This window comes from Pseudopedobacter saltans DSM 12145 (genome assembly GCF_000190735.1).
Taxonomy (GTDB): domain Bacteria; phylum Bacteroidota; class Bacteroidia; order Sphingobacteriales; family Sphingobacteriaceae; genus Pseudopedobacter; species Pseudopedobacter saltans.
This window is the reverse complement of the sequence record NC_015177.1, coordinates 662,866-688,659: the sequence shown is the minus strand read 5'-3', so window position 1 is coordinate 688,659 and position 25,794 is coordinate 662,866. Positions and strand designations below refer to the sequence as shown.

23 protein-coding genes, 1 tRNA gene and 1 pseudogene are annotated in these 25,794 nt (G+C 34.8%); 22 read left to right on the top strand and 3 right to left on the bottom strand.

All coding sequences use genetic code 11. The features are described from left to right. The first annotated feature begins 288 nt into the window (after positions 1-288). The 6 genes from PEDSA_RS02800 to PEDSA_RS02775 all read left to right on the top strand — a co-directional run bounded on the left by PEDSA_RS02800 (position 289) and on the right by PEDSA_RS02775 (position 5,602). Positions 289-702 carry a hypothetical protein gene (locus PEDSA_RS02800; RefSeq protein WP_013631638.1) on the top strand — a complete coding sequence of 138 codons (414 nt, stop codon included), beginning with the start codon at positions 289-291 and terminating at the stop codon, positions 700-702. A 73-nt stretch (positions 703-775) separates the two neighbouring features. Further along, positions 776-2,641 carry a hypothetical protein gene (locus PEDSA_RS02795; protein ID WP_013631637.1) on the top strand — a complete coding sequence of 622 codons (1,866 nt, stop codon included), beginning with the start codon at positions 776-778 and terminating at the stop codon, positions 2,639-2,641. A 584-nt stretch (positions 2,642-3,225) separates the two neighbouring features. Beyond that, on the top strand, positions 3,226-3,513 hold the full coding sequence (locus PEDSA_RS02790; RefSeq protein WP_245546819.1) for a hypothetical protein: 288 nt from the start codon (positions 3,226-3,228) through the stop codon (positions 3,511-3,513). 322 nt (positions 3,514-3,835) lie between these two features. Further along, on the top strand, positions 3,836-4,462 hold the full coding sequence (locus PEDSA_RS19395) for an FISUMP domain-containing protein (RefSeq protein ID WP_013631635.1): 627 nt from the start codon (positions 3,836-3,838) through the stop codon (positions 4,460-4,462). 58 nt (positions 4,463-4,520) lie between these two features. Then, a complete protein-coding gene (locus tag PEDSA_RS02780; protein WP_041536945.1) occupies positions 4,521-4,916 on the top strand; it encodes a hypothetical protein in 396 nt (131 codons plus the stop codon). A 275-nt stretch (positions 4,917-5,191) separates the two neighbouring features. Then, the gene (locus tag PEDSA_RS02775) at positions 5,192-5,602 is read left to right on the top strand and encodes a hypothetical protein (protein WP_013631632.1); all 411 of its coding nucleotides are present in this window, start codon (positions 5,192-5,194) and stop codon (positions 5,600-5,602) included. A 202-nt stretch (positions 5,603-5,804) separates the two neighbouring features. Here PEDSA_RS02775 and PEDSA_RS20215 read toward each other — a convergent pair whose 3' ends face one another. After that, positions 5,805-5,969: a hypothetical protein gene (locus tag PEDSA_RS20215; RefSeq protein ID WP_013631631.1), complete on the bottom strand. Its 165-nt coding sequence runs from the start codon at positions 5,967-5,969 to the stop codon at positions 5,805-5,807. Between the two features lie 219 nt (positions 5,970-6,188). Between PEDSA_RS20215 and PEDSA_RS20565 the strand changes: the two genes are divergently transcribed. The 4 genes from PEDSA_RS20565 (at position 6,189) to PEDSA_RS02760 (ending at position 12,349) form a co-directional block, all read left to right on the top strand. Beyond that, positions 6,189-6,434 carry an ADP-ribosylglycohydrolase family protein gene (locus PEDSA_RS20565; RefSeq protein ID WP_083811742.1) on the top strand — a complete coding sequence of 82 codons (246 nt, stop codon included), beginning with the start codon at positions 6,189-6,191 and terminating at the stop codon, positions 6,432-6,434. Between the two features lie 281 nt (positions 6,435-6,715). After that, positions 6,716-8,548 carry an NACHT domain-containing protein gene (locus PEDSA_RS02770; protein ID WP_013631630.1) on the top strand — a complete coding sequence of 611 codons (1,833 nt, stop codon included), beginning with the start codon at positions 6,716-6,718 and terminating at the stop codon, positions 8,546-8,548. Further along, positions 8,549-11,575: a S1 RNA-binding domain-containing protein gene (locus tag PEDSA_RS19390; protein WP_013631629.1), complete on the top strand. Its 3,027-nt coding sequence runs from the start codon at positions 8,549-8,551 to the stop codon at positions 11,573-11,575. Positions 11,576-11,890: 315 nt separating this feature from the next. Further along, positions 11,891-12,349 carry a JAB domain-containing protein gene (locus PEDSA_RS02760; protein WP_013631628.1) on the top strand — a complete coding sequence of 153 codons (459 nt, stop codon included), beginning with the start codon at positions 11,891-11,893 and terminating at the stop codon, positions 12,347-12,349. 69 nt (positions 12,350-12,418) lie between these two features. Here the strand turns inward: PEDSA_RS02760 and PEDSA_RS02755 are convergent, their stop codons facing one another. Then, the gene (locus PEDSA_RS02755; protein WP_013631627.1) at positions 12,419-13,582 is read right to left on the bottom strand and encodes a tyrosine-type recombinase/integrase; all 1,164 of its coding nucleotides are present in this window, start codon (positions 13,580-13,582) and stop codon (positions 12,419-12,421) included. A gap of 36 nt (positions 13,583-13,618) precedes the next feature. Between PEDSA_RS02755 and PEDSA_RS02750 the strand changes: the two genes are divergently transcribed. The 12 genes and pseudogenes from PEDSA_RS02750 to PEDSA_RS02695 all read left to right on the top strand — a co-directional run bounded on the left by PEDSA_RS02750 (position 13,619) and on the right by PEDSA_RS02695 (position 24,863). Continuing rightward, a tRNA-Ile gene (locus PEDSA_RS02750) sits at positions 13,619-13,695 on the top strand. Between the two features lie 334 nt (positions 13,696-14,029). After that, positions 14,030-14,401, top strand: a complete 372-nt coding sequence (locus PEDSA_RS02745; RefSeq protein WP_013631626.1) for a hypothetical protein — start codon at positions 14,030-14,032, stop codon at positions 14,399-14,401. 152 nt (positions 14,402-14,553) lie between these two features. Further along, positions 14,554-14,994, top strand: coding sequence for a VOC family protein (locus PEDSA_RS02740; protein WP_013631625.1), 441 nt, complete (start codon positions 14,554-14,556; stop codon positions 14,992-14,994). Positions 14,995-15,187: 193 nt separating this feature from the next. Further along, a complete protein-coding gene (locus tag PEDSA_RS02735; protein ID WP_013631624.1) occupies positions 15,188-17,542 on the top strand; it encodes a mechanosensitive ion channel family protein in 2,355 nt (784 codons plus the stop codon). A gap of 37 nt (positions 17,543-17,579) precedes the next feature. After that, positions 17,580-18,248, top strand: a complete 669-nt coding sequence (locus PEDSA_RS02730; RefSeq protein WP_013631623.1) for a DNA alkylation repair protein — start codon at positions 17,580-17,582, stop codon at positions 18,246-18,248. 87 nt (positions 18,249-18,335) lie between these two features. After that, positions 18,336-19,070 (top strand): hypothetical protein, encoded by a 735-nt coding sequence (locus PEDSA_RS02725; RefSeq protein WP_013631622.1) that lies wholly within the window; start codon positions 18,336-18,338, stop codon positions 19,068-19,070. Positions 19,071-19,235: 165 nt separating this feature from the next. Continuing rightward, positions 19,236-19,965: pseudogene (locus PEDSA_RS20560) on the top strand (YqjF family protein). Between the two features lie 408 nt (positions 19,966-20,373). Continuing rightward, on the top strand, positions 20,374-21,759 hold the full coding sequence (locus PEDSA_RS02715; RefSeq protein WP_041537230.1) for an NAD(P)-binding domain-containing protein: 1,386 nt from the start codon (positions 20,374-20,376) through the stop codon (positions 21,757-21,759). Positions 21,760-22,007: 248 nt separating this feature from the next. Next, positions 22,008-23,198, top strand: coding sequence for a tryptophan synthase subunit beta (gene trpB, locus PEDSA_RS02710; RefSeq protein ID WP_013631619.1), 1,191 nt, complete (start codon positions 22,008-22,010; stop codon positions 23,196-23,198). 126 nt (positions 23,199-23,324) lie between these two features. Continuing rightward, the gene (locus tag PEDSA_RS02705; protein ID WP_041536943.1) at positions 23,325-23,717 is read left to right on the top strand and encodes a DUF4180 domain-containing protein; all 393 of its coding nucleotides are present in this window, start codon (positions 23,325-23,327) and stop codon (positions 23,715-23,717) included. 135 nt (positions 23,718-23,852) lie between these two features. After that, complete coding sequence (locus PEDSA_RS02700) at positions 23,853-24,413, top strand: AAA family ATPase (RefSeq protein WP_013631618.1); 561 nt, start codon at positions 23,853-23,855, stop codon at positions 24,411-24,413. Between the two features lie 120 nt (positions 24,414-24,533). Further along, entirely contained in the window at positions 24,534-24,863 is a 330-nt protein-coding gene (locus PEDSA_RS02695; protein ID WP_013631617.1) for a DMT family transporter, read from the top strand. Positions 24,864-25,024: 161 nt separating this feature from the next. Here the strand turns inward: PEDSA_RS02695 and PEDSA_RS02690 are convergent, their stop codons facing one another. Next, the gene (locus PEDSA_RS02690; RefSeq protein WP_013631616.1) at positions 25,025-25,792 is read right to left on the bottom strand and encodes a phosphatase PAP2 family protein; all 768 of its coding nucleotides are present in this window, start codon (positions 25,790-25,792) and stop codon (positions 25,025-25,027) included. Positions 25,793-25,794: the final 2 nt, after the last annotated feature.

Sequence of the window (25,794 nt, the reverse complement as noted above, 5' to 3'; positions counted from 1 at the left end):
ATTATCGCTGTCCATGCTTCTATAGATAGCGTTTTTTTTGTTATTTATAGAATTTATTTAAAATTCTTATAATATATCTATTTCCCACCCACACCTTTGTAATGCTTTCAGGGAGATACAATAGATAAGATCTATTGTGCAGAACTTGACCAGAAGATTAAAAGGCGCCTTTATTCGGATAGGTTGAGCGACATACTGGGTATACACGGTATGCTTCCAGAAGCGGGTCGGCAAAATTCCGAGTACACGACTTAAAAATTGGAAAGGAATATATAAAAAATAATTAGTATGTCACTGAAAAATAGACTGAAAGCCAGAAGAGAGTCTGGCAAAAAAGAAGCAGTTAGCACGGAAATTACTGCTGCTCAATTCCTAGGCCTTGAAGAAGGCAAAACCGGATATTCCAATCTACTGGAATACTCGAAATATCTGGAAAGCCTCAGAGATACTGAGGCAGACGAACTCGAAGAATTCTTCGAGAAAATAAAGGAAGGCCATAGAATGGCTAACTCAACGGTACGCAGGGTTGATAAATCCGGCAGGCCTTATATTTACTGCTCTTTTATATTGCCAAACGCCAATCCTGGCTATAAGGTGATAGTAGAAGCAGGAATGCTGGAGTTTATAAAACACTACCAGCTTGGTAAAATCAAAATCAACTTTACCATTAGTGAGCTAGCCGAAATCGTCTTCAACGAGTAACAACTTTTTAGTTATGGGGGCGATGGCTCGCCCCCTCTTTAATCAATCACAAACTTTTTAAATAATAACAATTATGGTCAAGCTAAAATATAAGCTTCGAAAGGGACTCTTTTTGTCTCAAATTGAGCCTTTTAAAACAGAAGGACTGCCTACGGATAGCTTTATACATAAAGTTGTTCCCGGCTGTGGAGCAACGACTTTAGAACTGGTTTTTGCTAGAAACAGTATCATAGTAGTGCCCAACCTTCCGGTTATTGTCGGTAAATGCAACAAGATGAACCGCGACAAACAGGGAAGGAAATTACGCAAGAACAAAACGATATTAGGTGTTTACGAAAGTGTTACAGAAGCTGATATCAAATACTATATAGACAACTGCAAAAGTCATAAGAAAATATTGACTACTCCAGAAGGTTTCACAAAAATCAAGAACGTACTCGGGGATTCTATATACGATTATTTCCTGCTGTTCGATGAGTGTGAGAAGGCAATTCAGGATATAGATTACAGAAAGGATATAATTAACCCTTTGGATTATTTCTTCCAGTTCAAACACAAAGCTTTTGTATCGGCAACACCGATACTTCCTTCTGATGAGAGATTCAACAATTTTAAAGTAGTTCAGATCATACCGGATTATGATTTTAAGGAAGATATCACTGTTATTTCAACAAACAACGTCATATTCCATTTGAATAAAATTATATTAAAATATGTCCCAGAGGTAGAGCAGTCTGAACGGAAGTTCTTTATATTTATCAAATCGACAAACAGGATTAAGAATATAATCAGGGGATTAAAGATCGAGAATGAATCTGCCGTTTATTGCTCAGCAGACAGCAAATCCAAGCTTAAATTCAATGAGCTGGAAAAGGTTTATGATACTGTAGAGGGTAATAGCTTTCAAAAGTACAACTTCTTTACCAGTAGGTTTTTTTCTGCAGTTGACATCGATTATACAATGTACAGTTGTGATCCTATTATTGTAATACTCTCTGATATTATATCCGTAGAACACACAGCTATAGATCCTCATACTGAAGCAGTCCAGATTGCTGGCAGATTCAGAAAACCAATACCTGCTGATGGAGATATAGAGGCCATAAAAGATATCTATCATATATCAAATTACAATTCTGAGCTAACTAGCTTCGACAGAAACGAGGTAAATGCCATATTAAAGGATAAAAAACAGCTCTATGACTTTGTCACGAAGTTCAGACCTAAATCAGATATAGAATATTTCAAACGGTTCATAGATGAAATCCTGATGATGAGCGGTTTTGACTGCTTTATGAAAGACGGTGAGCTTAATCCCTACATGGTAGACAACTTTGTCAATAAAGAGAGAGTAAAGAAATACTACCGGAATAAAGATGGATTAATAAATACATACGACGAGTCTATCCATTTTAATGTGACAGGTGATTCAGGTTATATTTATTATAACATTAGCGATCAGGATCTGGCCAGTATCACAGATACTACCAGTACCTTAACAGTCAATGACAAAATTAGTATGTGGACAAGAGAGATCATGTCTGAAACAAGCGGAAAGACAAATTTCGGATTAGTGATGCTTATGCAGCACTATCCTAAGCAATTTGGATTTATTGAAAGGTATGGATGGGAAGAAGCCAAAGAATTGGACTATGACATTAATAAAATCCAATCTGTTTTAGAAGAGCGTGAGAAACTTAAAGGTCTTATGCCCATGATTAAATTCATCCATAACAATTTTCATGTTGCCCAATTCTATACAAGTAGCGAAATAGAGATTTTACTTAATGCAGGAATTAAAGAGACAGGATTGAAACATCTTAAACCCGATCTTAAACTGCTTAAAAGTGGTGCTCTGTTGTCAGAGAGAACAAGTAGAATAAGGGACAATCGCCCAGCAAATGGATATGTCATAAAAAGTTATAGACAGAGTATCTAACATTCACTTTTTAAGGGGGGGATAATTACCCCCTTATTTTTTGAATATTGATTCTTGTTTATTGGAACATTTATACCGATACTAATAGTCACAATCTTAACCGAACACAAAACAAACATTATTCACTTTTTAACCAGGGGGTATATAACCCCTTATTATCTGAATATTTGATTATTATTGTTTCTTTGTACCTGAATAATATTTGCTCATTATAGTTGTTCCTATCTCTTAAAAGGTTAAATACCGAAGCCTTTCTTATAAATCCCCCCTGGGGTCTGTTACTCCCGGAAACAGGTACTCCTGATAATAACCCCCGCTCCTGAATTCGAATGGAAGCGAATTATATATGGCGGTCTCTGATAGAGACAGTCCTATAACTTTTATATTCTCTCTCCCTTTATCCTAAAAGGTTATATCCGTAAGTAGTACAATGAGTAATGCCCGAGCATAACTTCTACAATTAACCTTATAGTAGGTAAAACTTCATTTTCGTAATCATTAAGTCCTGATTTCCCATAACCGGGACTTATCTATTCCATAACCAATCAATTCGACACATGATTTTCTTTGAATTCTATCAGTTCGTGGTACCCAAGGCGGTACTCGAAGCTAAGTATGCAGGCGGACTGCAACACTTTATCAATGACATTCCTAACGGTACATATGCAGAGAATTCCAATCTTGCAAGTGCAAGGTTCCTCAAACTGGACGATATCAACGCGTTTGTTGAGTTGGTAGCTAAGAAAGGACTGCATTTCCATAGAATGGAATTCTATTCGGATGATTTCACGGTATTCACGGCTGTCGGTCCATGGTGGCTGTCTGAATGGCTTAGCTTCAATACTATATTATGTCTTCTTAAAGAAGACTAAGTTTTTTTCGTGAATATTACATAAAACTCTTTACTTTGCATTTATAACATTGAATTAAGAAACAGAAATAATTTAAGATTACATATTATTAAAATATAAGCGTTAGCTAAAGTTCTTGTCACAAGAAACCTGAGAAATTTCAAAGTACAAACAAGAACAGTTAGAGTAACGTCTTACGCTATAAGCGTAGGGCGTAGCCTATCTGTTTGTACGGGTTTCTCAGGACCTCTTGGGCGGATTAAGGTTACAGTCCTGCGCTTATTGCATTTATAAACCACTGGTGTCGGGCCTGCATCAGTACAAAAAACAAATAGATTTATTAATGAAGAAGATTTTATTATTGGCATTTACTGCTACAGTGATGCTTGGTGCATGCAAGAAAGAAAATGACGAACCTAAGGAAGAAGCAAACGTAACCATCAACGGGCAATCTTATACTACGGTCAAGATTGGTACACAGACGTGGACTGCTGTAAATTACAATGGTACTGGTGGTGAAGATCATTCTTCAGGCGATGTTTCTTATGGCAAACTGTACACATGGGAAGAAGCTAAAGGCATTCAGCTGCCATCAGGTTGGAGACTGCCAAGTAAAGAAGATTATGAAGAACTTTTAAAAGTTGCCGGTGGTGAAAAGACTGAGTTTGGATATTGGGGAAATTGGGACGTAAGCAAGAAACTAATTTCAACGAAGGGCTGGTCAGTGGAACAAGGAACTAATACTTTAGGTTTTAATGCTGTTCCTGCTGGTTTGGTAATGAAAGATACAGAGCAGAAATTTGAGAATAAAGGTGAAAGTGCAGTCTTCTGGTCTACAACAAAGGTCTCTGCTACGAATGAGAATAGATTTGTGTTTTATGTTTATGTCGATAATTCCTATAAAGAAACCACTATTGAGTCTGACTACCGATATTATAAAGCTTCGATCAGATTTGTAAAAGACAACTAACCATCTACTTAAAAGGTAATATAGGGCAGTGAATAGCTGCCCTTTTAATTTAGATCCAATGAGAAAATTACTATTTATTACTGCCTTGATATTTGCAGTGTGTTCTGGCACCAAGGCACAATATCTTAAATATGAGCCTTTATATAGTTCGCCACCATCAAGTAGCACTCTCGAAGACGGATGGTACAAAGCTACAGTGCAGTATCATAATACAGGGACTGCTTATAAAGCCTCTTATACTCTCCGGGTAAAGGTTTCTTACAACGCTGTTACTGCAATAGATTTTGGCAATGGCTATCTCCATTCTGGCATAAATTCTTCAGGGTATCATTGGAGTGGAGGAACGATTACATTATCTACTGACGTTAATGGAAATATTACCGGTGCTACAGCAAAGGTCACTATTATTGATAAAGATATATCTCCCAAAGTCTATTCTATTTATATAAAGTAACCTATATCAGCTATGGAAAGAAGAAACTTACTCTTAATCTGTGCTTTAGCGATGCTATTGTTATCAGGATGCGATGCATACCTTAAATTTGAGATGATGCGATATTCGATATATCTCATACTTGTTGCAATAGGTTTTGTAGTGTTGATGATATTAGCGTTGTTTAACAGTGGAAAATAGAACTATACAATTCAGACAGAACAATATAGCCACAGCGATGTGGCTTTTTTATTTTATACTATATGGAAAGAATGTCTCAGCAACAACGAGAACGAATGGAAGGCATAAGTTATCTCGAAAGCTTCTATAAAGAATATTATGCGCATCGATTCAAGGATGTAGATGTCCGATACAATTCCGGTTATTTTATCTTCGATTACCGTAGCGGTGGAATAGTAGATGCATTGAAGCCGATATTCCAGATATTGGACAACCCTAAAAAATACGTCGAACATCAGATTAAGCTTGCCCAGGAAGAGCTTGAGAGGAGAAAGGTAATTACCCAAGACACTCAACATCACCATCTTGCCATCACTTATTTTCGATTTAAGGACATAAAAGTCGAGGATATTGAGATCCACATCGCAGGTAGACTTCTTACCCGATTTAGGATAAGTCCAGATAAAATTCCGATTAAAAGTAGATACAGAAGAATTGACACAGAAATAAATAGAGGGTTAAAATAACGCTTTATTCTGATGCATCCTGATTCATACCTCACCCTCATTTTTGCTGCTTAGATGGGGATAAGGCATGAATCAGTCTTTACTTTGGTGATGGTATCAGGTTCCTCCATACCACTAAAAGGTAATGCTCACAGTTCTTCTTCAGCAGTGCTTGGGAAACGGTACTGCAAACATGATTAGGTAGAGCGGCATTCCGCAACGACTAAGAACGCATATAGGTTGCCAGATCCGGTTTCGTTGATAAGTCTTCCAGACACATCAACTCCACTGATTCGCTTCGCTCAGAATCTGTCATCCTATCTGCATTGTTCAAACGGGTTGCTCCATATAAGCTCCCTTTAGATTTATGGGCATTCACTCCGTTCATTATAAATCTAACCGCTTATCACTTTTCAGCTCGCCTGCGCCTTCGAGAAAGCTGCGTTTACTGTCATGGTTATTGTAATCCCTACGCTCATATCCTTTAAACAATAACACACGCCAGACACTTGTGTTAAAACATACTTTGTCGACGTTCTTCGAACTTTCCCGACAAAGACTTTCTCTCTTCTCGCAAGCGGCGAGCAAAGGATAGTGCTGAGATTCGATAGGTTATACTTTAAAGGTATTATCAACAGAACTTTGGATATTTTTCAATCCTAAGGATTTTGAAACAGGAATACTGGATTTAGTCAATGAGGGAGGTGATGCAGATACAAATGCTAGTGTTGGAGGTAGTTTGTTAGGTGCTAAATTCGGGTTTGGTTCAATACCTGTTAAATATATTGATGAGTTGAATGATGGGGAATTGTTGATTGGAAAATTTGAGGGGTTTGTAGAGGTTATCAAATAAATAACACCATGGTTGATTTTCAAGATAAATATCTTCGAATTACAGCTTTTGCTATTTTATTTCAAAGACCTTTGTCAACTCGTCGGATTCTAGTGGTTTTCCCCAAGATAAAATGCTAAAAATCAAACAGGATAATTGAGAAAAACAGTTGTTTTTTAATTAAAAAAATCATTACTTGTGTTCTCGTTTCACCAAGAGCTTTTGCAGAAAATCATACTCTTGTTAAAGTATATGTGTTAATAAAGAATTAACATATTTTTATTGGGTTATTTATTAATATAATGGACTGGGAATTAATTAAACAAAATATTTCAAAAGAAATCGGAGCAACAATTAACACAATTGATCCCGCTTTTGATATTGACGCTTGCTTAACTTTATATTATAAAATTTTAAATTTTCAAATTTCAATACCAACCAAGAATGATTTAAATGGCTTGGAGCAAGTAATCACTGAAACTATAAAAGAGATATACGTAGATGGACTAAGTAAAGAAACTTCAATTGGGTTATTTTGTAAAAATTTCGAACAATTTATAAAAAAGATTTATTATATATTAGAAGAGGGAGAATTTATTGATGAAAAAAACAGACTTGATCCTAATAAACTTCAGGCACTTACACCCTTTCTAGATAGCTTAAATAAGATTAGACCCATTTATATTGGAGAAAAAAACAGTGAGGTCTATGATATTGAAATTGCTAAGCTTAAAGATGGCGTCCCGCTGTTTAAAGTTAATAAGGATACGGGGTTAAAAATGTACAAAAGACTATATCCTAGTAGTCTAAATTTTGATAGCTATTCGGATTTGAATGACAAAACTTTGAATGATAAATATCAAAGCACATTTCTTCTTCATTTAATTAAAGCAGTTATTTTAAAGAACGAGCAAAGCCATCAAGCGCCCAATCGCTCAAGATTAGAAAACTTAGGAAATTTAAGTTCTACCTTAATTGCTGAATTATGGATCATTAATTTTCTAAAAAAAGAATTATCAATTATCATTAAAAAAGACAATTATAAAAAGAAAGATTTCGATGATTATATAAATACTGAAATAAACCGAGTAAAAAAACAAAACTCAAAATTTGTTTCATTAAACCTTAAGCAACTTAGTGATAAATCGAGTAAAATTAATAGCGGTTTTATCGAAGATTTATTACCATTAAACAGAAATCGTATGAGGATTTTGGGACAGGGAGGGTCTGGCAAAACAACAACTCTTGAATTCCTTGTATATAGGGATTCGATAAAGTGGAAAGAAAACCCAACGAGCTCAAAGATTCCAGTTATAATAGCTTTAGCAAATCTAAGTGCTACACAAACCATAATAGATTCCATAGCAAAAAAATTAAACATCGGATTAGAAGATGTTGAAGAACTATTAGAGACTAATGAATTAAATCTATTCTTAGATGGATTAAATGAAATAGTTGAAAATAGAGAATCTAAAAAGCGAAAACTTCAAGAAATTGCAAATATTATCGAAGAATATCCTGATTTATCTATCATCTTAACTGATCGTTTCGAATTTGATAGTTATCAAAACAATATGTTTAATATTCCGACATATATCATCCAAAAGCTTGATAAAAGTCAAATAAATGAATTTGTTGAAAAATACTGCAATTATTCATCTGAGCAAACAACACTAGTTTTGGAGGTAATAAATTCAAAAAGTAGAATTCATGAATTGTTAATGAGACCTCTGATACTAACAAGAGCGATAGAAATAATAAAAATAGATAATGACTTACCTGAAAAGGAAGGTCAAATCATAGAAAAATTTATAGATATTTTACTTAGAAGAGAGAAAGATGAGAAAAAAGATCCTCTTTTAAATATTAATAGTTTTAAATTGTTGCTTTCATTTGCAGCAAATGAAATCTACCACAAACATCGAACTAATGCCTCAATACATGAATTTAGCTTCAATAAAATGCTTGTTGAAGGTGCGGAAAAATACGGTTTAGAAAAATTTAATGCTGGTTATATAAGTAGAATCGGATATGAATTAGATATATTATTGAAGTCTGATGACTTATTTCAATTTTATCATCAAAGTTATTTTGAATTCTTTTGTTCTAATTATCTTAAGTACGAAATAAGATAGATGTTAGATTCAATTATCAATAAATATAATCCTAAAGATCCTAGTACTCATGGGATCTTGAAATATTTCTCCGAACAACTTTCAGAGAAAGAAAATATTTCTTTCATTCTAGAAATTTTTAAAAGTGGATCATGGTTGTTAGCAACGGAAATTAGTAGAACAAACTCTTCGGAGGAACTAAATGAGAAAACCACCATACAATTTTACGGATTATTCGACCAGTGGGTAGCAAATAGAATAGATTTTTCAAACACTATTTTTTCATCAAGAACTAGAAATCCATATATAACAACAAATTTACACTTCCAATTTAGAGAGGCTCTTTTATCTATTAAAAATCTTGATTTCCCAGAAAAGGGAATGAAAATTCTTGAGAAACTGATATTAAATGTCAATCCAATCTATTTAGAAAGATTTTTGGACGGAACTTTATGGATTGTAATTGAAGAATATGAAGAAAAGGAAATTGAAGTCTTTTTAAGTTATTTTATAAAAGCTTATATAGCAAACAGTTCGATAAATATTATTAATTTTTTATACCATTCATTAAATGTTTTAGCCTTTACTCATAAAATATATTACTTATCAGATATATTTATTAAATCTCTAAATCAAGTTTCTAAATTGATAATAGAGAATAGAACTTCAAGCAATTATAAGCAATTAATATTAGTTCTTTTAATTGATCTGATACAAAATAAAAAATTAGATTTATCTAGCTCTAAATATGAATACGTTATCAAAGAAACTCTGGATTCCTTAGATCAAGGTAGTATATCTAACTTGAATTTTCTTTTGTTTTTAAAACGATTTAATTATTCATTTGACGAATATGATGCCGTATTGGAATCAGAAGCATTGCTTGAAAATATAAGTGAAAAAATTTCCAGTATCCCAAAAAGAACAGATATTGAAATCCAAGCATTATTACATCATTTAATAAAGACTTCGAATGAATATTTTGAACTCTTTTTATTTCATCAAGAATTAATGAATCAGCAATATGCAGAAGAGCATATATTAAGATTTATAAACTTAATTGATGAAATCAGAATTGCATTTTTACCCATTTTATGGTACGAAGAATTTTTGAATTTTTCGCCCATAAATGGAGAAATATCTTTTGCGACAGAAGCAGGGTTTGAAGTAAAAGTTGACGAAGAATTCTTTAAAAGAAAGATCTTAGAAAAGAAAATAGAATCAAAAATTACAGACGATTTTATTTTACATTTTGGTTATGGCTTTCTTAACACCAAGTATTTAACAGGGTATCCTAAAGCAAACTTATTCTTAAAACGTTCAAAACAAACTAGAAAGCCTCTAGATTTAAAAGATAAAGATCAAATCGAAGAAATAGAAAGATTCTATATTTCTAATTTAAATTATTCTGCATCTAACAAAAAGAACGTTTTAATTTTAACTCCATTTAAGGATACTATACATAAAATTATTACAAAATATGAGCTGAAAGCCTTTTTTCATTCGCTTGAATTATTCTTAATCGAAAAAGCCAATAACTACTTATCAATACTGTCTCCATTTCCTAAAAAATCCCACTCATTTAAAATTATTGTTCCTCCAAAATATATTTCTGAATATAATCTTAATTTATCTGAAGGAAAATTTTGGGAAATTTTAAAACGTTTAAGACCATATCTTTATAAGATTATATATTTAAATCATAAAGAGAAAGTTGAATCTATAAAAAAGATAAATTATGCCTTCAAAAATGATCGATACATTAGTGGAGTAATTAAATCGACCTCAAAAGGAGGACTAATAGTCGATATCTTTGGAGTAGAAGCTTTTCTTCCTGGATCTCAAATCGACGTAAAACCCGTTATTGATTATGATTCTTATATAGGTAAAACACTTGACTTTAAGATTGTTAAGATTAGCGAAGCAAATCAAAACACTGTTGTTTCACGCAGATTAATTATTGAATCTGTTATTGAAATGCAAAGAGAGGAAATTAGTAAAAAACTTGAAAAAGGCCAAATTTTAGAAGGAACTATTAAGAATATCACTTATTTCGGAGCATTCATAGATTTAGGAGGAATAGATGGATTATTATATATTACCGATATTTCATGGGGAAGAATTAATCATCCAAGTGATTTATTAGAGTTGAATCAAAAAATACATGTGGTAGTCTTAGATTATGAAGATAACAAAAAAAGAATTTCACTCGGCTTGAAACAATTACACCCTAACCCATGGGATGCTCTTGATGCTAAAATAAAAATCGGAACTAGGGTAACTGGTAAGGTTGTAAGTGTAGAAGATTACGGCATTTTTCTTGAAATAGAGCCAGGTGTTGAAGGTCTAGTCCATATTTCTGATATTAGCTGGTCATCTACTACAGTGAACTGTAAGGAACTCTTTAAACTTGGGGACTTTCTCGAGGCGATTGTGATTACAGTTGGTATAGAAGAAAGAAAAATGTCTCTAGGGTTGAAACAATTAATATCTGACTCATGGATCAATAAGATTAAAAAATATACAAAAGGAACCAAACACATAGCAAAAGTTTTAAATTTAGTAGATTATGGGATTTTTGTTGAATTAGAAGAAGACGTTATTGGTCTAGTTCATATATCTAAGATATTATCTTACAGAAGAATTAATCATCCGGCAGAATTCACAAAAATTGGTGAAAAAATTAATATCTCCATTTTAGAAATTGATAAAAAAAATAGAAGGTTATCATTAGGTTACGAAATAAAAGAAGAAAATGGATATTTATTTGAAAAAGTGTTTTTAGTTAATTCTATCCATAAAGGAGAAATTATTGACATAAAGAAAAATGGAGCTATTATAGCGTTAGATTATGGACTTACCGTCTTTGCTCCAACTCGCCATTTAATTAAATCTGATGGTTACTATCCGAAAGCAAAGGAGATACTTGATTTCAAAGTTATTGAGCTTAATAAGAAATTTAAAAGAATATACATTTCTCATACCAGTACTCATCGTTCTGTCCCTAATTTTTTAAAAAAAGCTTATGTAAAAAGAAGAATTACATAATACTAAGTCAGAAGTAAAAACTCCTTAATAATAGTTTTGTTCAAAATTCAAGCAGAATTTTTACTGACGGCATTCATGGATTGAATATCCTAAAAATAGTTAAATGCTATATGCACTACTATCCACGGAAAGAAATCATCAATCATTCCATCCAATTTAAGCTTCTGGTCTGAACACGTTTAAAGAAATTCCGGCATAAACGCTCCTGTAGCATTTACGCTCAATCCTATTTATTCCGTTGCTTCTTTACTTAGTTCAGCCCAAAGCTGATACAGATTCCATAATTAATTCTTTAATATTTTAATCATTTCAATTATGGAACAAAACGTCTTATTACAGGTAAGTGAGATTCAATTGGTCTACAGACCTAAAGTAAAAGCATCGGAAAGAATGAAAGTCTATGACGCTAAATCAGCTTATGAAGTACTGCTAAAATCCTGGGACATGGATAGCATAGAGATAGTGGAACAATTCAAGATTATGTTGCTTAATAAATCCAATAAGGTTTTAGGGATAAGCCATATCTCTACAGGAGGAATGTCTGGGACAATAGTTGACGTGAAGGTCTTATTCGGTATCGCATTGAAAGGTGGAGCTTGTTCGCTGATACTGGCGCATAATCATCCAAGTGGTAATATAACACCAAGTGATGCAGATAAGAAACTTACCAACAAGATTATAGAAGCTTCAAAATACTTAGATATAGAGGTTTTTGACCATATCATTGTAACTCCGGAGAAGTTCTACAGCTTTGCAGAGATGGGGTTGATATAAATTAAGCTCACAGGACGTTTGTCTTGTGAGCCATTTTTTTATTGATGAAGCGAACTATTGAAGTGAGTGCTATAAATCTGGCAATATCTCCTTATAATTATCTAGTGACATCTGCCCCAGCCCTCTGAGATAGTTCAAAGTAACTATCATATCCGAATGCCCTAATAATTGTTGCAAAATATGCACATCCTTTGTCTTTTTATAGACTGCTATAGCTCCAGTGTGTCTAAATGAATAAATAGTTTGATCCTTATCTATTAATCCCAATTTAGACATCTTTTTATGCTCTCTTGTCCAATTAGTACTAAAATAATGCTCATTATAAGCAGTGATTGATTTAGAGAATATATTGTGATGCTCCTCGATATCCTTACAATGACTAACTAATTTTTCTCTAACATAGTCAGGTAATGGAACAACCCTAATGCGCCCACTTTTATTCTCAGAGCCTGAGAGATGGATCTGAGTAAACCCGTTCTTAAAGTGAGACTTAGTTAATATCCGAATTTCCTGATGTGGCCTTAAAAAGCAACTATAGCTTAATAAACAGCAGATATACAGATTATCATTATGCTTTTCCAAATAACTCAGAATGCGTTTAAGTTGTGGTAACTCATAATATTTATGCAACGTAGCCTTTACTTTAACTCTGTTAGTTTTTTTTAACTTACCTAAATCAACTTCATACTTATTGGATATTCCAGATAAAAGAACGTTGATGTCTCGTCTCTTATCCATATAATAAGTGCTTGAACTTTGGAACTGATTAAGAAACTCTTGGACTCTATTTTGAGAAAGGTTTGATAAGCATCCCTCCTTTTCTTCTGTAGTAAGGAAATCTACAAAAAGCTTATGAATACGCTTTAGGTTCCTTTTATACAATTTACTTAGATTAGAGGCTAACTTCAAGTTCAACACTTCATCTAAAGCATCTTTTAAAACCAGTGCTTCCCTTTCGATTATAAGGTTATCCCGGAACTGATGTTTTGATGCAGTTCGATCTATCGGATACCGACCTTCTGCAAATGCTTTTTTAATTTCGTATTCTAACAACTGTAGTTCCAGTGTTCTCTTAGCAAGATCGTTCTCGACATTTGGGTTAATATCCAGATTAATACATTTGCCATTGTAGATTTTAATTCTTTTGTCTTCTAAATACAGATTAACATAGCATCTTTTGTTTAAATCTTTAGGATTATTAATTCCCGTCCTTAATAGCTGTTTTGGGATCATTTTGGGATCAATTAAGCTAAAGCATGGAGAAATATGGCTCCTACAGCTCAGTTGGGCTAGAGGGTGCAACACTCATAATCTTTTGGTCCCTGGTTCGAGCCCAGGTGGGAGCACAAACAGAAAGCCTTCAGAAATGAGGGCTTTTTTTGTTTAAAACCAGATCAATAGCGTCCGTCCCTCGCCAAGACCTTTTTCGTGGTATTTAGTGAAGAGAACATGAAAATATTTATGAATTCGCAATAGTAATCACCTTGAATCTGACTATACATTTGCCATTTAAACTCATAAATAAAAAATCCGTTAATATCTTACCGCTACTAATCTGGTGAACGAATGGTAATAGTAGCCCTTTTTCTTTATCTCTTGGTTTGCAAATAAGGCTTAATTTTTGTTTGCTTTCCTTTATATCACTCAGATATAAAAATACACAGTACAAAATTTACTACTATGGAAAACCAGTTCTTAGATTTAGAAAAAAAATATTGGAAAGCAATGGAAGAACACGACTATGCAACCGTGAAAGATCTGACTAGATTTCCTTGTGTTTTAGCAAGTAAAAGAGGTGCTAACAGCATCGATGAACCTACTTTTAAAAAAATGTTTGAATCTGCTGCCGGAATGAGCATGAAAATCAACAGTTTTAACAATGTAGTTCTTCAACAAGTTAACGAAAGCACCGTGATATTAGCTTACACTATAGAAATAGAAAAAGAAAAAATATATGAATGTGTGTGTTCTTCCACCTGGATTAAACAAAATGACCGTTGGATTTGTGCTTCACATAGTGAAGCTGATTTAGACAAAGATTCAATAAATTAACAACTCTTGTTGCCAAAAAAGAGTAGATTTTTGCACCATCGCCAAAACTGCGACATTATTAAAAAACCTGACGCAGATCGCCCTTTTTTTGTCGCTTTTATACCTTATTCATTTCTGGTTTAAGCGCTACATTTGATAAAAAAATATAAACCATGGCAATTATCAATCCCCACATTAATTTCAACGGGAATGCAGAAGAAGCATTTACATTTTACAAATCTGTATTTGGCGGAGAATTTACAAAGATTATACGCTTGAAAGATTTGGCAAGCCCAGAATTCCCGGTAGCAGAAAAAGATGAAAATAAAATCATGCACATTGCTTTGCCAATCGGTAAAAACAACAGATTAATTGCTAATGATGTGCCCGATTTTTTAGGAAAAGTAAACGAGAATGAGAATAGGAGTAAAATTTCGGTAATTACAGAAAGCAAAGAAGAAGCTGATAAATTATTTAATGGCCTTTCTGCTGGAGGAACTATAGAAGTGCCTATGAGCGATAGCCTTTGGGAAACATATTTCGGTATGTTTAGAGACAAATACGGTATTGAATGGATTATAGAATTTGATCCTGAATTCGATAAAAAAGCATAAACAAAATGAGATAAATAAGGATGTTAGGTTAGACCAGTGAAGAATAAGCTCGGAGCTTATGCATAAAAAAGCCAGCAAAATTTATCTATTGCATAATTTTTGGTTAATTAGTTATGGGCAAAAGCGAGGTAAAATCAATTTTCCAAGCAATTATAGTCCTTAATTTGTTAATAGATCTCTAACGGGTTTCAAAATGCATAAAACTAAACGCCATTTTTCAAGTCTTTTTCAGCAGTACACCTTTGTTTGTATCTTACTTTTAAGCTGTTTTTCTCTTCCAGTTAAAGGACAAGATAAAAAGCCGATTGGCGATTCTTCGCAGGTTATACCAGACACCCTACTTTTTAAAATACAAAAAGCACAATCTTCCATTACCGAGATTAATACGGTCACCAAAAAAGGGCACAATCTGGATCATATAAATGGCCAACTGGATGAAATAGAAAACAACATCGCCCCTGTTAAAGCCGATCTTCAAAACCTTAATAAATCTATCGACTCCAAAACCCTGAATGGTTATAACCTCATCCTTAAAAAATCTCAGGAAACATTGGATATCTGGCGAACGCAACTGTCCAGGTCAACCAACGATTTGCAGAAGATGTCCGACGAAGTAGTGTCTTTAAGTCAGGACTCTTTATTAAGTGTAAACGAAAAGGACAGTTCTACAAAAAGGCTATACAATAAGCAACTACTCGATCTGAAATTAAAGTTGCAACATACCGGAAAATCAGTCTCAGTCGATCTGGATACAGTAAGTTCTACCCTGGCTAAGGTTTCCACCTTATTGTTTGAGATTAACGATTTACAGGCGAATATAAACGAGCGTATGCAAGCTTCCAGCAAAAGCGCTTTCGGAAAAGAATCTCCCTATATCTGGTCTGCTCCAAAAGAAAAACCGCAAGAAAGCTTAGGTGACCTGTTGTCTTCTTCTTTTAAAGGCCAGAATAAGATTATCAGCTATTTTGTCAATTCTACATGGGACAATCGCATTCTACTGCTACTCTTTAGCATAGGTTTCTTTATTTGGGTCTATCTCAATTTCAAAAAAGCACAGAATCCGGAAGTCAAACAAAAACTGGGGGATATTCAACTTGATCATATCAAACCTATACCTATTTTATCTACGTTAATCGTACTTATCAACCTTACTCCCTTATTCGAGCCCGATTCCCCTTCACTGTACATAGAAATTATGGCTTTCCTGCTGATTGTTATTCTTACAATAGCGTTTTGGAGGAACCTGCCACGGTCTGAATTTAAAAACTGGCTGATAATCGTAACGCTGTACATACTGATCACATTTGCTGCCGCAACCGTCAGAGACTCCTTTCTTATACGCATTTGTCTGATAATACTCAATTTATCCTCATTATACATCGGGTCTAAATTCTATCTAAAGTTGCAATACGTACAGATTGCCAAACGAATGTTAAAACCGGTATTACTGATGTTTTTGGTGTTTAACTTGCTGTCCGTAATATTCAACGTTTTCGGACGGATAAGCTTGGCAACAACCTTCAGTTTAACGGCAATAATAGGTCTTACACAAGTTATCGGCCTGGTTGCCTTTATTTTGATATTAATTGATGCTATAGAACTTCAGATCAGAATCAGCGCTTATAACGAAGGTTTGTTTTCCAGGGTTAACCTCGAAAAAACACGCGCTTCTTTCAAAAAAGTATTGTCCTTACTTGCCGTTATATTATGGCTTTTGGTCTTTATGATCAATATGGGGATTTCTGAAGGTGTTTTTACACTGTTCGAAAAAATTCTAACGAAACCCCGCAATTTTGGAAGCGTATCATTTACGCTAAATAATATATTATTCTTTGCCTTAATACTTTATATATCCAACTGGCTGCAAAAAAACATCGAAATCCTGTTTGGAGAGAAAAGTATTGGTTTTAGCAATGTGATAGAACATAAGAGCTCTAAACTTACTTTAATCAGGCTAATAGTTGCCATTTTAGGGATTTTGCTTGCAATTACCGCTTCCGGCATTCCCTTAGACAAATTAACAGTGGTTTTGGGTGCACTGAGTGTTGGAATAGGTTTAGGGATGCAGAATATCGTTAATAACTTTGTGTCGGGCATTATACTGATATTCGAAAAACCTTTTCATATTGGCGATTATATAGAACTGGCAGATAAAAAAGGAAAGATTAAAGACATTGGCATACGTTCCAGCAGAATGATTACCCAACAGGGCGCTGAAGTAATTATTCCAAACGCAGATTTACTTTCTAACCGTTTTGTTAACTGGACGACGAACAAAGCCTACGTAAAATCAGAAATTATCCTGAAAGTAAACAGCGAAACAGATATTGAAACTATACGTAAAATTGTAGAAGAAGAAGTGGGACAGGCTAAAGGGGTTGTCAAAAAAATGGCTCCCGAGGTATTGATTAACAATATCAGCGCAGATGCCATCGAATTGAAAATATTAGTATGGATTAATAACATCTACGCAGAACCCTTATTTAAAAATCACTTATTCACCCGATTCCTTTTAAGATTTAAAGAACTCGGTATTAAAGTGGTATAGATAATAATTCAGATATTTATTAGCTTAATCATGTAATATGGCAACAAAAGAAATTCTAGCTCAATTGCAGACACTGAGCAATGAAAAAACATATGCTCACAATAAAAAAGTTGGTGCCGGTGACAATCAGTTTGGTGTTAAAATGGGCGATATCAGGAACATCGCTAAAAAGATAAAAAGAGACCACAAACTGGGTTTAGAATTATGGCAAACAAAAAATATCGACGCCCGCTTATTGGCTATTTTAATTATAGATCCCAATAAACTATCCATCAAAGAACTGGAACAAATGGTTAAATCTATTGATTTCGCTCCAATTGCCGATTGGTTTAACTCTTACATAATAAAGGATAATCCCAATAAAGATTTACTCAGGGAGAAGTGGATAGATTCCGATAATAAATGGATCGCAAGAGCCGGCTGGAGTCTATTGGCTGGTAAGATTGCCCGCGATGCAGAAAGTCTGGATCTCTCTGCTATTTTAGATCGCATTGAGTCGGAAATGCTGAATGCAGAACCGGAAGTACAATGGACTATGAACACTGCTTTAGCCCAAGTTGGTATTAATTTTCCCGAGCATAGAGCCAGAGCCATATCAATTGGCGAAAAGTTGGGAATATATAGGGATTACCCGGTATCTAAGGGTTGTACCTCTCCCTTCGCCCCTATCTGGATCAATGAAATGGTAAGCAGGCAAAAAACTTAATCTCACTAATGCATTTACTGTAAAGACAATAAATCATAAAAATAAAAGTTAAATCAAATTAACTATATTTATGAAAAACAATAAATTATGAAATATTTATCTTTACTAACCTTCTTAATCACATTATTAAGTTTCAGCACTTCAAGTGGCCAGGAAACTTATAAACCAGGGTATGCAATACTCGAAAACGGCACCAGAATAAGCGGAGAAATTGGCTGCTATGAGGATTCACCCTGGCTAAATCAACGTTTTATTTTTATTAAGGATTCTGCTGATCTGGCCCAAAATGGAGTAAAAGCCAAATCAAAAAAATACAAAGTCGACGATTTAAAATTTTACGAGGTTGCAGACCGCGCTTATGAAAAAGTAAACTACGTAGATCTACAAAATATACAGGTTAAAAGCTTGGGATCTAATAATCATATGTTGGAACGATTCTCTTCGGGTCGCATAAACGCTTACAGATTTTATGCATATCCAAAGGATATTGAAGTATATATCAATACTCCATCTGAAGTAATAAAACAGAATGAGCAACGTGATAAAGCTGCATTGCTTGCAGGATGGAAACTTTTAACTCAAAAAGATGGAAGTAACTTAAAAAACTCTTTCGAATACGACTTTCAAAAATATTTTGAAGATGCTCCGGATATTGCTCAAAAATATAAAGATGGAGCCTATGGTAATACACCGATAAGCAACAAAAAAGGATTAGCTGGTAAAATGGTTAATATGGCAATGAAAGCGAGCCTGCAACCTTTAGAATATCAGTCTATCGTTGCCGCATTTAATGACTATAACAAAAAGTATCAAGGTAAATAATAGCAAACGGTAAAAAACAATCCAAAGAGCAGAATAGAACTTTTCGGTATACCTTAAAGATACCGAAAAGTTTAAACATTATCTCCGAATAAAAAACATATCTTATTTTATAAAATACTGCTAAGTAATACAAAGAATAAATTAGCTAAAGACTTATTAACCAGAATGCCTTCAGAAATAGAGAAAATACTTGCAGAAACCATACACCGACCTTTCGAATATCCTGCCCACAAATGGTCATACTACCAGGAATGGAATAATGCTTTATTCTTACATTGGAAAGTATCTTTAGAAGACCTGAGCGAAATTGTTCCGGAAGATTTACGAATCGATACCTTTGACGGAAACGCATACATTTCCCTGGTCGCATTCACCATGCAGAAAATCAGACCGAGAAATTTACCGGCTATTAAAACAATCTCCGACTTTGACGAAATCAACGTTAGAACTTATATTGACAACAAAGGAAAAAAAAGGGGTTTATTTCTTACATATAGAGGCAGGGAAACACTTATCTGCTTTAATATCTAAAAGGATATCTGGTCTCCCTTACGAGAAATCAGACATACATCGCTCAAAAAATTATTATCAGTCTGCTAACAGAAAAAAGAATTTCTTTTTGGATACTTCTTTTAGCACCACAGATCTATTAAATACCAAGACAGATTTAGACAGATGGCTTACCGAGCGCTATTGTCTATATCTGGATAAAAACAACACCATTTACTGTTACGATATTCACCATAAAGAATGGGATGTTAAAAATGTACAGCTTAACAAGCTGAAATTGGATTACAAAATCGGAAACATCCACATGAACCAAGCCCCTGACTTGTTACATTATTCAGATGGAGTTAAAGTACTGGCCTGGAATAAAACAAAAGTAGTGCTGTAATATTACCATACTACCGAATATGATTTTCTACTCTCCCTGGAATTATTCAGGAATACCTGAGTCAAAAAGAAACTCTTCATTCAACTACCGGCAATAACCATTAGACTACTTGAACTAATGAACTATTGACCTATTGAACTCCCCACCAACATCCCTCCATTTGCATTTAAGGCTTATTTTTAGTACCTTTGCATCCGTTGAAGGAAAAAACAGGCTTTTTAAAGCTTGTACAATCATCATTCAAATTCATTTTGAAATCTATTTTTTTCTTCCTTTTTAGACTATTGCAGTCTTCTTTCAGAGGTTTTTACCTCGTCTTTTTTGCTCTCGAGAGAGAGTATCGTTGAATCTCAAGATTCGAATAATTTATTGTTTAACCGCATATTATGTATGCGACAAATTATTTTTATGACAGCATTTAAAGTTGGAATTATTGGGGCCGGTCCAAGTGGACTTGCCATGTTAAGGGCTTTTGAGTCAGAACAGAAAAAAGGTAATCCCATACCAGAATTAAAATGTTATGAAAAACAGGATAACTGGGGCGGGATGTGGAATTATACGTGGCGTACAGGCGTTGGCAAATACGGCGAGCCGCTGCATGGCAGTATGTATAAATATTTGTGGTCTAACGGCCCAAAAGAATGTTTAGAATTTGCCGATTATACTTTTACCGAACATTTTGGACAGCCTATATCATCTTACCCGCCAAGAGAAGTTCTTTTCGATTATATAGAAGGGCGTATTAAACAAAGTAATGCCAGAGACTATATACAATTTAATACGGTAGCACGCTGGGTAGATTATCTTCCCGAAACCAAACAGTTTAGGGTGATATTCGATAATCTGGTTAAAAACGAAACATTCGAGGAAATATTTGACTATCTGGTAGTTGGAACAGGGCATTTCTCTACGCCTAATATGCCTTATTTTAAAGGTATCGACAATTTCCCGGGAGCGGTAATGCATGCGCATGATTTCAGGGGAGCGGACCAGTTTAAAAACCAGAAATTATTATTAATTGGTAGCAGCTATTCTGCAGAAGATATAGGCGTACAATGTTATAAACATGGCAGCGCCGGCGTAACCATTTCATACAGATCTAATCCTCTTGGTTCCAAATGGCCCGACGGTATCAAAGAAAAACCATTGGTTACTCATTTCGAAGGCAATAAAGCTTTTTTTAAAGATGGAACCTCTGAAGAATTTGACGCGGTTGTCTTTTGTACAGGCTATCAGCACAAATTCCCATTCTTGCCAGATAATTTAAGACTGAAAACTAAAAACTGCTTATATCCGGACAATTTATACAAAGGCGTCATTTTCCATGAAAATGAAAAACTGATCTTTCTCGGTATGCAAGACCAATACTATACATTTAATATGTTTGATACCCAAGCCTGGTTTGCCCGCGATTATATGCTGGGTAGAGTTGCTTTGCCAAACGGACAAGAAAGACGAAAAGATATTGATAAATGGATGGATTACGAAAAGCGCAGTTTAACAGGAGAAGAGCATGTTGATTTTCAGACAGACTATATCAAAGATTTAATAAGTTATACCGACTATCCAGCTTTCGATCTGGATAAAGTAGCTGATATGTTTAAAAGCTGGCTTAAAGATAAAGAAGAGAGTATTTTAGGGTACAGAGATAAAGTATACCAGTCTGTAATGGATAACACTCATGCTGAAAAACACCATACCAAATGGATGAAAGAAATGGATGATAGCCTGGAACGCTATTTAGACGAACAACCTGCAGACGAGTTTGAGTTAAGCAAAGAAAACTATTACTAATAAGCGGTGGTTATTAAAATAACTCCGGAAACCGAAAATGAAGGATTTCCGGGGTTACTACTATTTTAGCCTGTTATATTCGTCATGGTTTCCAAGCGGAATTACCGAATAATATACCCCGGTTTCACCTTCTCTAAATCAATAAATTGGTCGTGACCGAATAGCCGCAGTGATTTGGAGTATATAAACTCTTTACTATATTTAGGTTTTAACTTAAAAATTTAATTCAGAAACCTAAACAAAATATTATGGGAGACAGTACGAATATCAAAGTGGGACCATTGGATAGTATGTTGGAACACAATGGAGCTTATGGTCCCTACGGTGGGGCATATATACCTCCGGTACTTGAAGGACAACTAAAAAAACTGGCAGACTTTTTCGACGAAGAAGTAAAAACCGATGATTTCAAAAACGAATTTATCCGCATTTTAAAACAGTATGTAGGCCGGCCTTCCCCATTATACTATGCAAAAAATCTGAGCGATTATGTTGGTTCTAAAATTTACTTAAAACGTGAAGATTTAAACCATACCGGTTCTCACAAGATCAATAATTGTATCGGACAAATCTTGCTGGCTAAAAAAATGGGGGCTAAAGAAATTATTGCCGAAACCGGTGCCGGGCAACATGGTGTAGCCACAGCTACTGCCTCAGCTATTTTAGGCATCCCTTGTAAAGTTTTCATGGGCGAAATAGATGTGGAAAGACAAGCTTTAAACGTACGTCGTATGCGTTTGCTGGGTGCCGAAGTTATACCTACAAACCTTGGCAGCAGAACTTTAAAAGACGCTGTTGATGCTGCTTTAGGATATTATATACAAAATCCAGAGTCTTTTTATTTACTGGGTTCACATGTAGGCCCTCACCCATATCCACGCATGGTTGGTTATTTCCAGTCTGTAATTGGTAACGAAGCCAGACAGCAAATTTTAGCAGAAGAAGGTAAATTACCTAAGCATATTTTTGCTGCTGTTGGCGGAGGTTCCAATGCCATAGGATTATTTTCTGGTTTTTTAGCAGATGACGAAGTGGAAATCCATGGAGCAGAAGGTGGTGGCGAAGGTATTTACCCTAATACAGCGGCAACACTTTCCTTTGGAAAACCTGCGGTATTTCAGGGAACAATGTCTTATTGTCTGGTAGACGATGAAGGAAACCCGATTCCATCGAAATCCATCGCTGCTGGTTTGGATTATCCTGGAATTTCTCCGCAACATGCACACATGAAAGACAGTGGAAGAGCAAAATACTATCCGGTAACAGATGCAGAGGCTGTTGAGGCCTACAAATTATTGTCGAGATTAGAAGGTATTACTCCTGCTATCGAATCTTCACATGCGGTTGCTTTAGCTATGAAAGTCCTAAAAAACAAAGGCGAACTGGCTATAGTAAACGTTTCCGGAAGAGGCGACAAAGATGTAGAAAGAGAAATGTAACATCCTATAATATAATGCGGGTGTCCGAAAAGCGGTTTGTCTTAATTGAGGACCAATCTGACAAAGGACGGTACTTTTCGGACACCTTTATTCCAAATAAAATTCCGATCCTTATTTTTATGATCGATATTTCCCGCTACTTATGAAAATAGATTTTATAGAAAAAAAAACGAAACTTTAATTGCGGATATCAGCGCAGACGGAATAATTATAAACAACACTCAGGATGCCTTAGACATGATGATGAATTGCAGTTATCAGGGTGCGGATAAAATCATCTGGTACGAACAAAACATCACTCCCGAGTTTTTTGACCTTAAAACAAAGCTGGCTGGCAATATCCTGCAGAAGTTTTCCACTTATAATATGGAATTAGCCATTATCGGAGAATTCTCTAAATACAATAGTAAAAGCTTAAAGGACTTCATCTTTGAAAGTAATAAACAAAGAAAGATTAATTTTTTAGCTACAAAAGAAGAAGCTTTAGCTATTTTAAGTGCTAATAAAAGATCTATCTGACACTGTTTTTATTCTTACAGCGTTATTATCTTTACGCTCGCAAGATCATTGTCCATAATTATTGTTGTTACATAAACAGCTATATTGCCAGCTCTTCAAGCCCAAAATAGAGACCATACCTATATCTTCTAATTTATGAACAAAGATTACCACAATTTATATGTGATAACCGGAGGTCCCGGAACCGGGAAAACAACCACACTTAATCAACTGAAACAAGATGGATTTAAATGTATAACTGAAGATGCCAGAGAAATAATAAAAGAACAAATGGCCACCGGAGGGACATCACTTCCCTGGAAAGACAAGAAAAACTATACACTGCTTATGCTTCGTAAAGCTTATGAAAGCTACAGTAATGTTTTATGTGCAGATGACAACGACATCTACTTTTTCGACAGGAGTATTTTAGATGCTGTCTGTTATGCCGATATGATCAGCTTTCCTGTTCCACAGGAATTTAACCACATTATCGAAAACTGTATTTATAACAAAAACGTTTTTATATTTCCTCCATGGCCCGAGATCTACCAGACAGATACGGAAAGGAAACAAAACTGGCAAGAAGCCTTAGACACCTATAATTTTTTAAAGGCAACTTATCAAAAGTTTGGCTATACCTTAATAGAGGTTCCTAAAGACACTCCCCGCAACAGAGCAGCGTTTATAAAAACTCATATCCAGATAGTGTATTAAAGCGCTTTCCTAAGACCACACCTGTACACCAGAAACAAAATTGATTTTCATTTTTTATCATATGTAAAAAATACTGGCACCAACAAGCTGTATTTTTGCAACACTATTTAAAAAACAATTATGAATTGGATTATTTTAATTATTGGAGGGCTTTTCGAAGTAGGTTTTACATTTTGTTTGGGAAAAGCTAAAGAAAGCAACGGAAATGACGCCATATGGTGGTACAGTGGATTCGCTATCAGTTTGGTTTTTAGTATGTACCTTCTGGTAAAGGCAACCCAAACGCTACCATTGGGAACAGCCTATGCTGTTTGGACCGGAATTGGTGCGGTAGGTACCGTTTTGGTTGGGATTTTGGTTTTTAAAGAACCCGCTACTTTTATGCGTATTCTTTTTATCACCACTTTAATAGGATCTATCATCGGGTTGAAAGCTGTATCTTCCCATTAACCCTATATCTACTTATATATAAAGTCTAAATTCAAAAGTAAAGATTTAAAAAGCATAAGCCGTTTACTTACAATCGGAACAAAATGGCTTTGTCTAATTATAAATCAGACTCTATATAATTAATAAAAAGAGGATGCGATATCCTCTTTTTTATTAGCAAACTAAAAGCTCTTTACCAGTCCAACTCCAATACCGTTTTGGGCATAATAAGGTGTTATCATGGTGCTTCCTTTATCCTTCCTGCTAAATAATGCATTAACCTTCGGATACAAGGCATAAGCCAGTTCTGTCGACAAAATACCTATCCCTGCTCCAGCAACCACATCACCTACCCAATGCTTATCATTTAATGTTCTGTAAGCTCCCGTAACAATTGCAAACGGATAACCAGCCAAACCGACCAGTAAATTGCTGTTCTTATATTCCCTGAACATAAAATGTGCGGAAGAAAAGGCCGTTGCTGTATGCCCCGACGGAAAAGACCAGTTATCCGCAGCATCAGGTCTTTCTTCTTTAATATTCCGTTTTAATGGCACTACAATAGCAGCCGTTATTAATTGAGAGCTGGCATAAATAATGGTTCTTTCCTTAAAATTATGCATTCCTTTTAATCCACAAGCATTCAGGCCATAAACCAATAAAGCAGGCGCATACTGGGTATAGTTATCAAGCTTTATATGCATAGGATTGTGTTCATTAATTTCCTCGCGGGTAGAAGTATTTACCCTTTTTAACATATTGAAATGCAAACTAGCCGCACCATAACCAACAAAAGCTGTCGGTAAAATAAGGTTCTTGCCGCTTAACCTGTACTTATACGCCATCTTACTTTCCTTCTGCAAACTATCGGTATTTAATTCCTGAGCATTTGCAGCACTACATGCTATCAGAAAAGCGATTGCAATAAGATTTAAACTCCTGAACATCATAA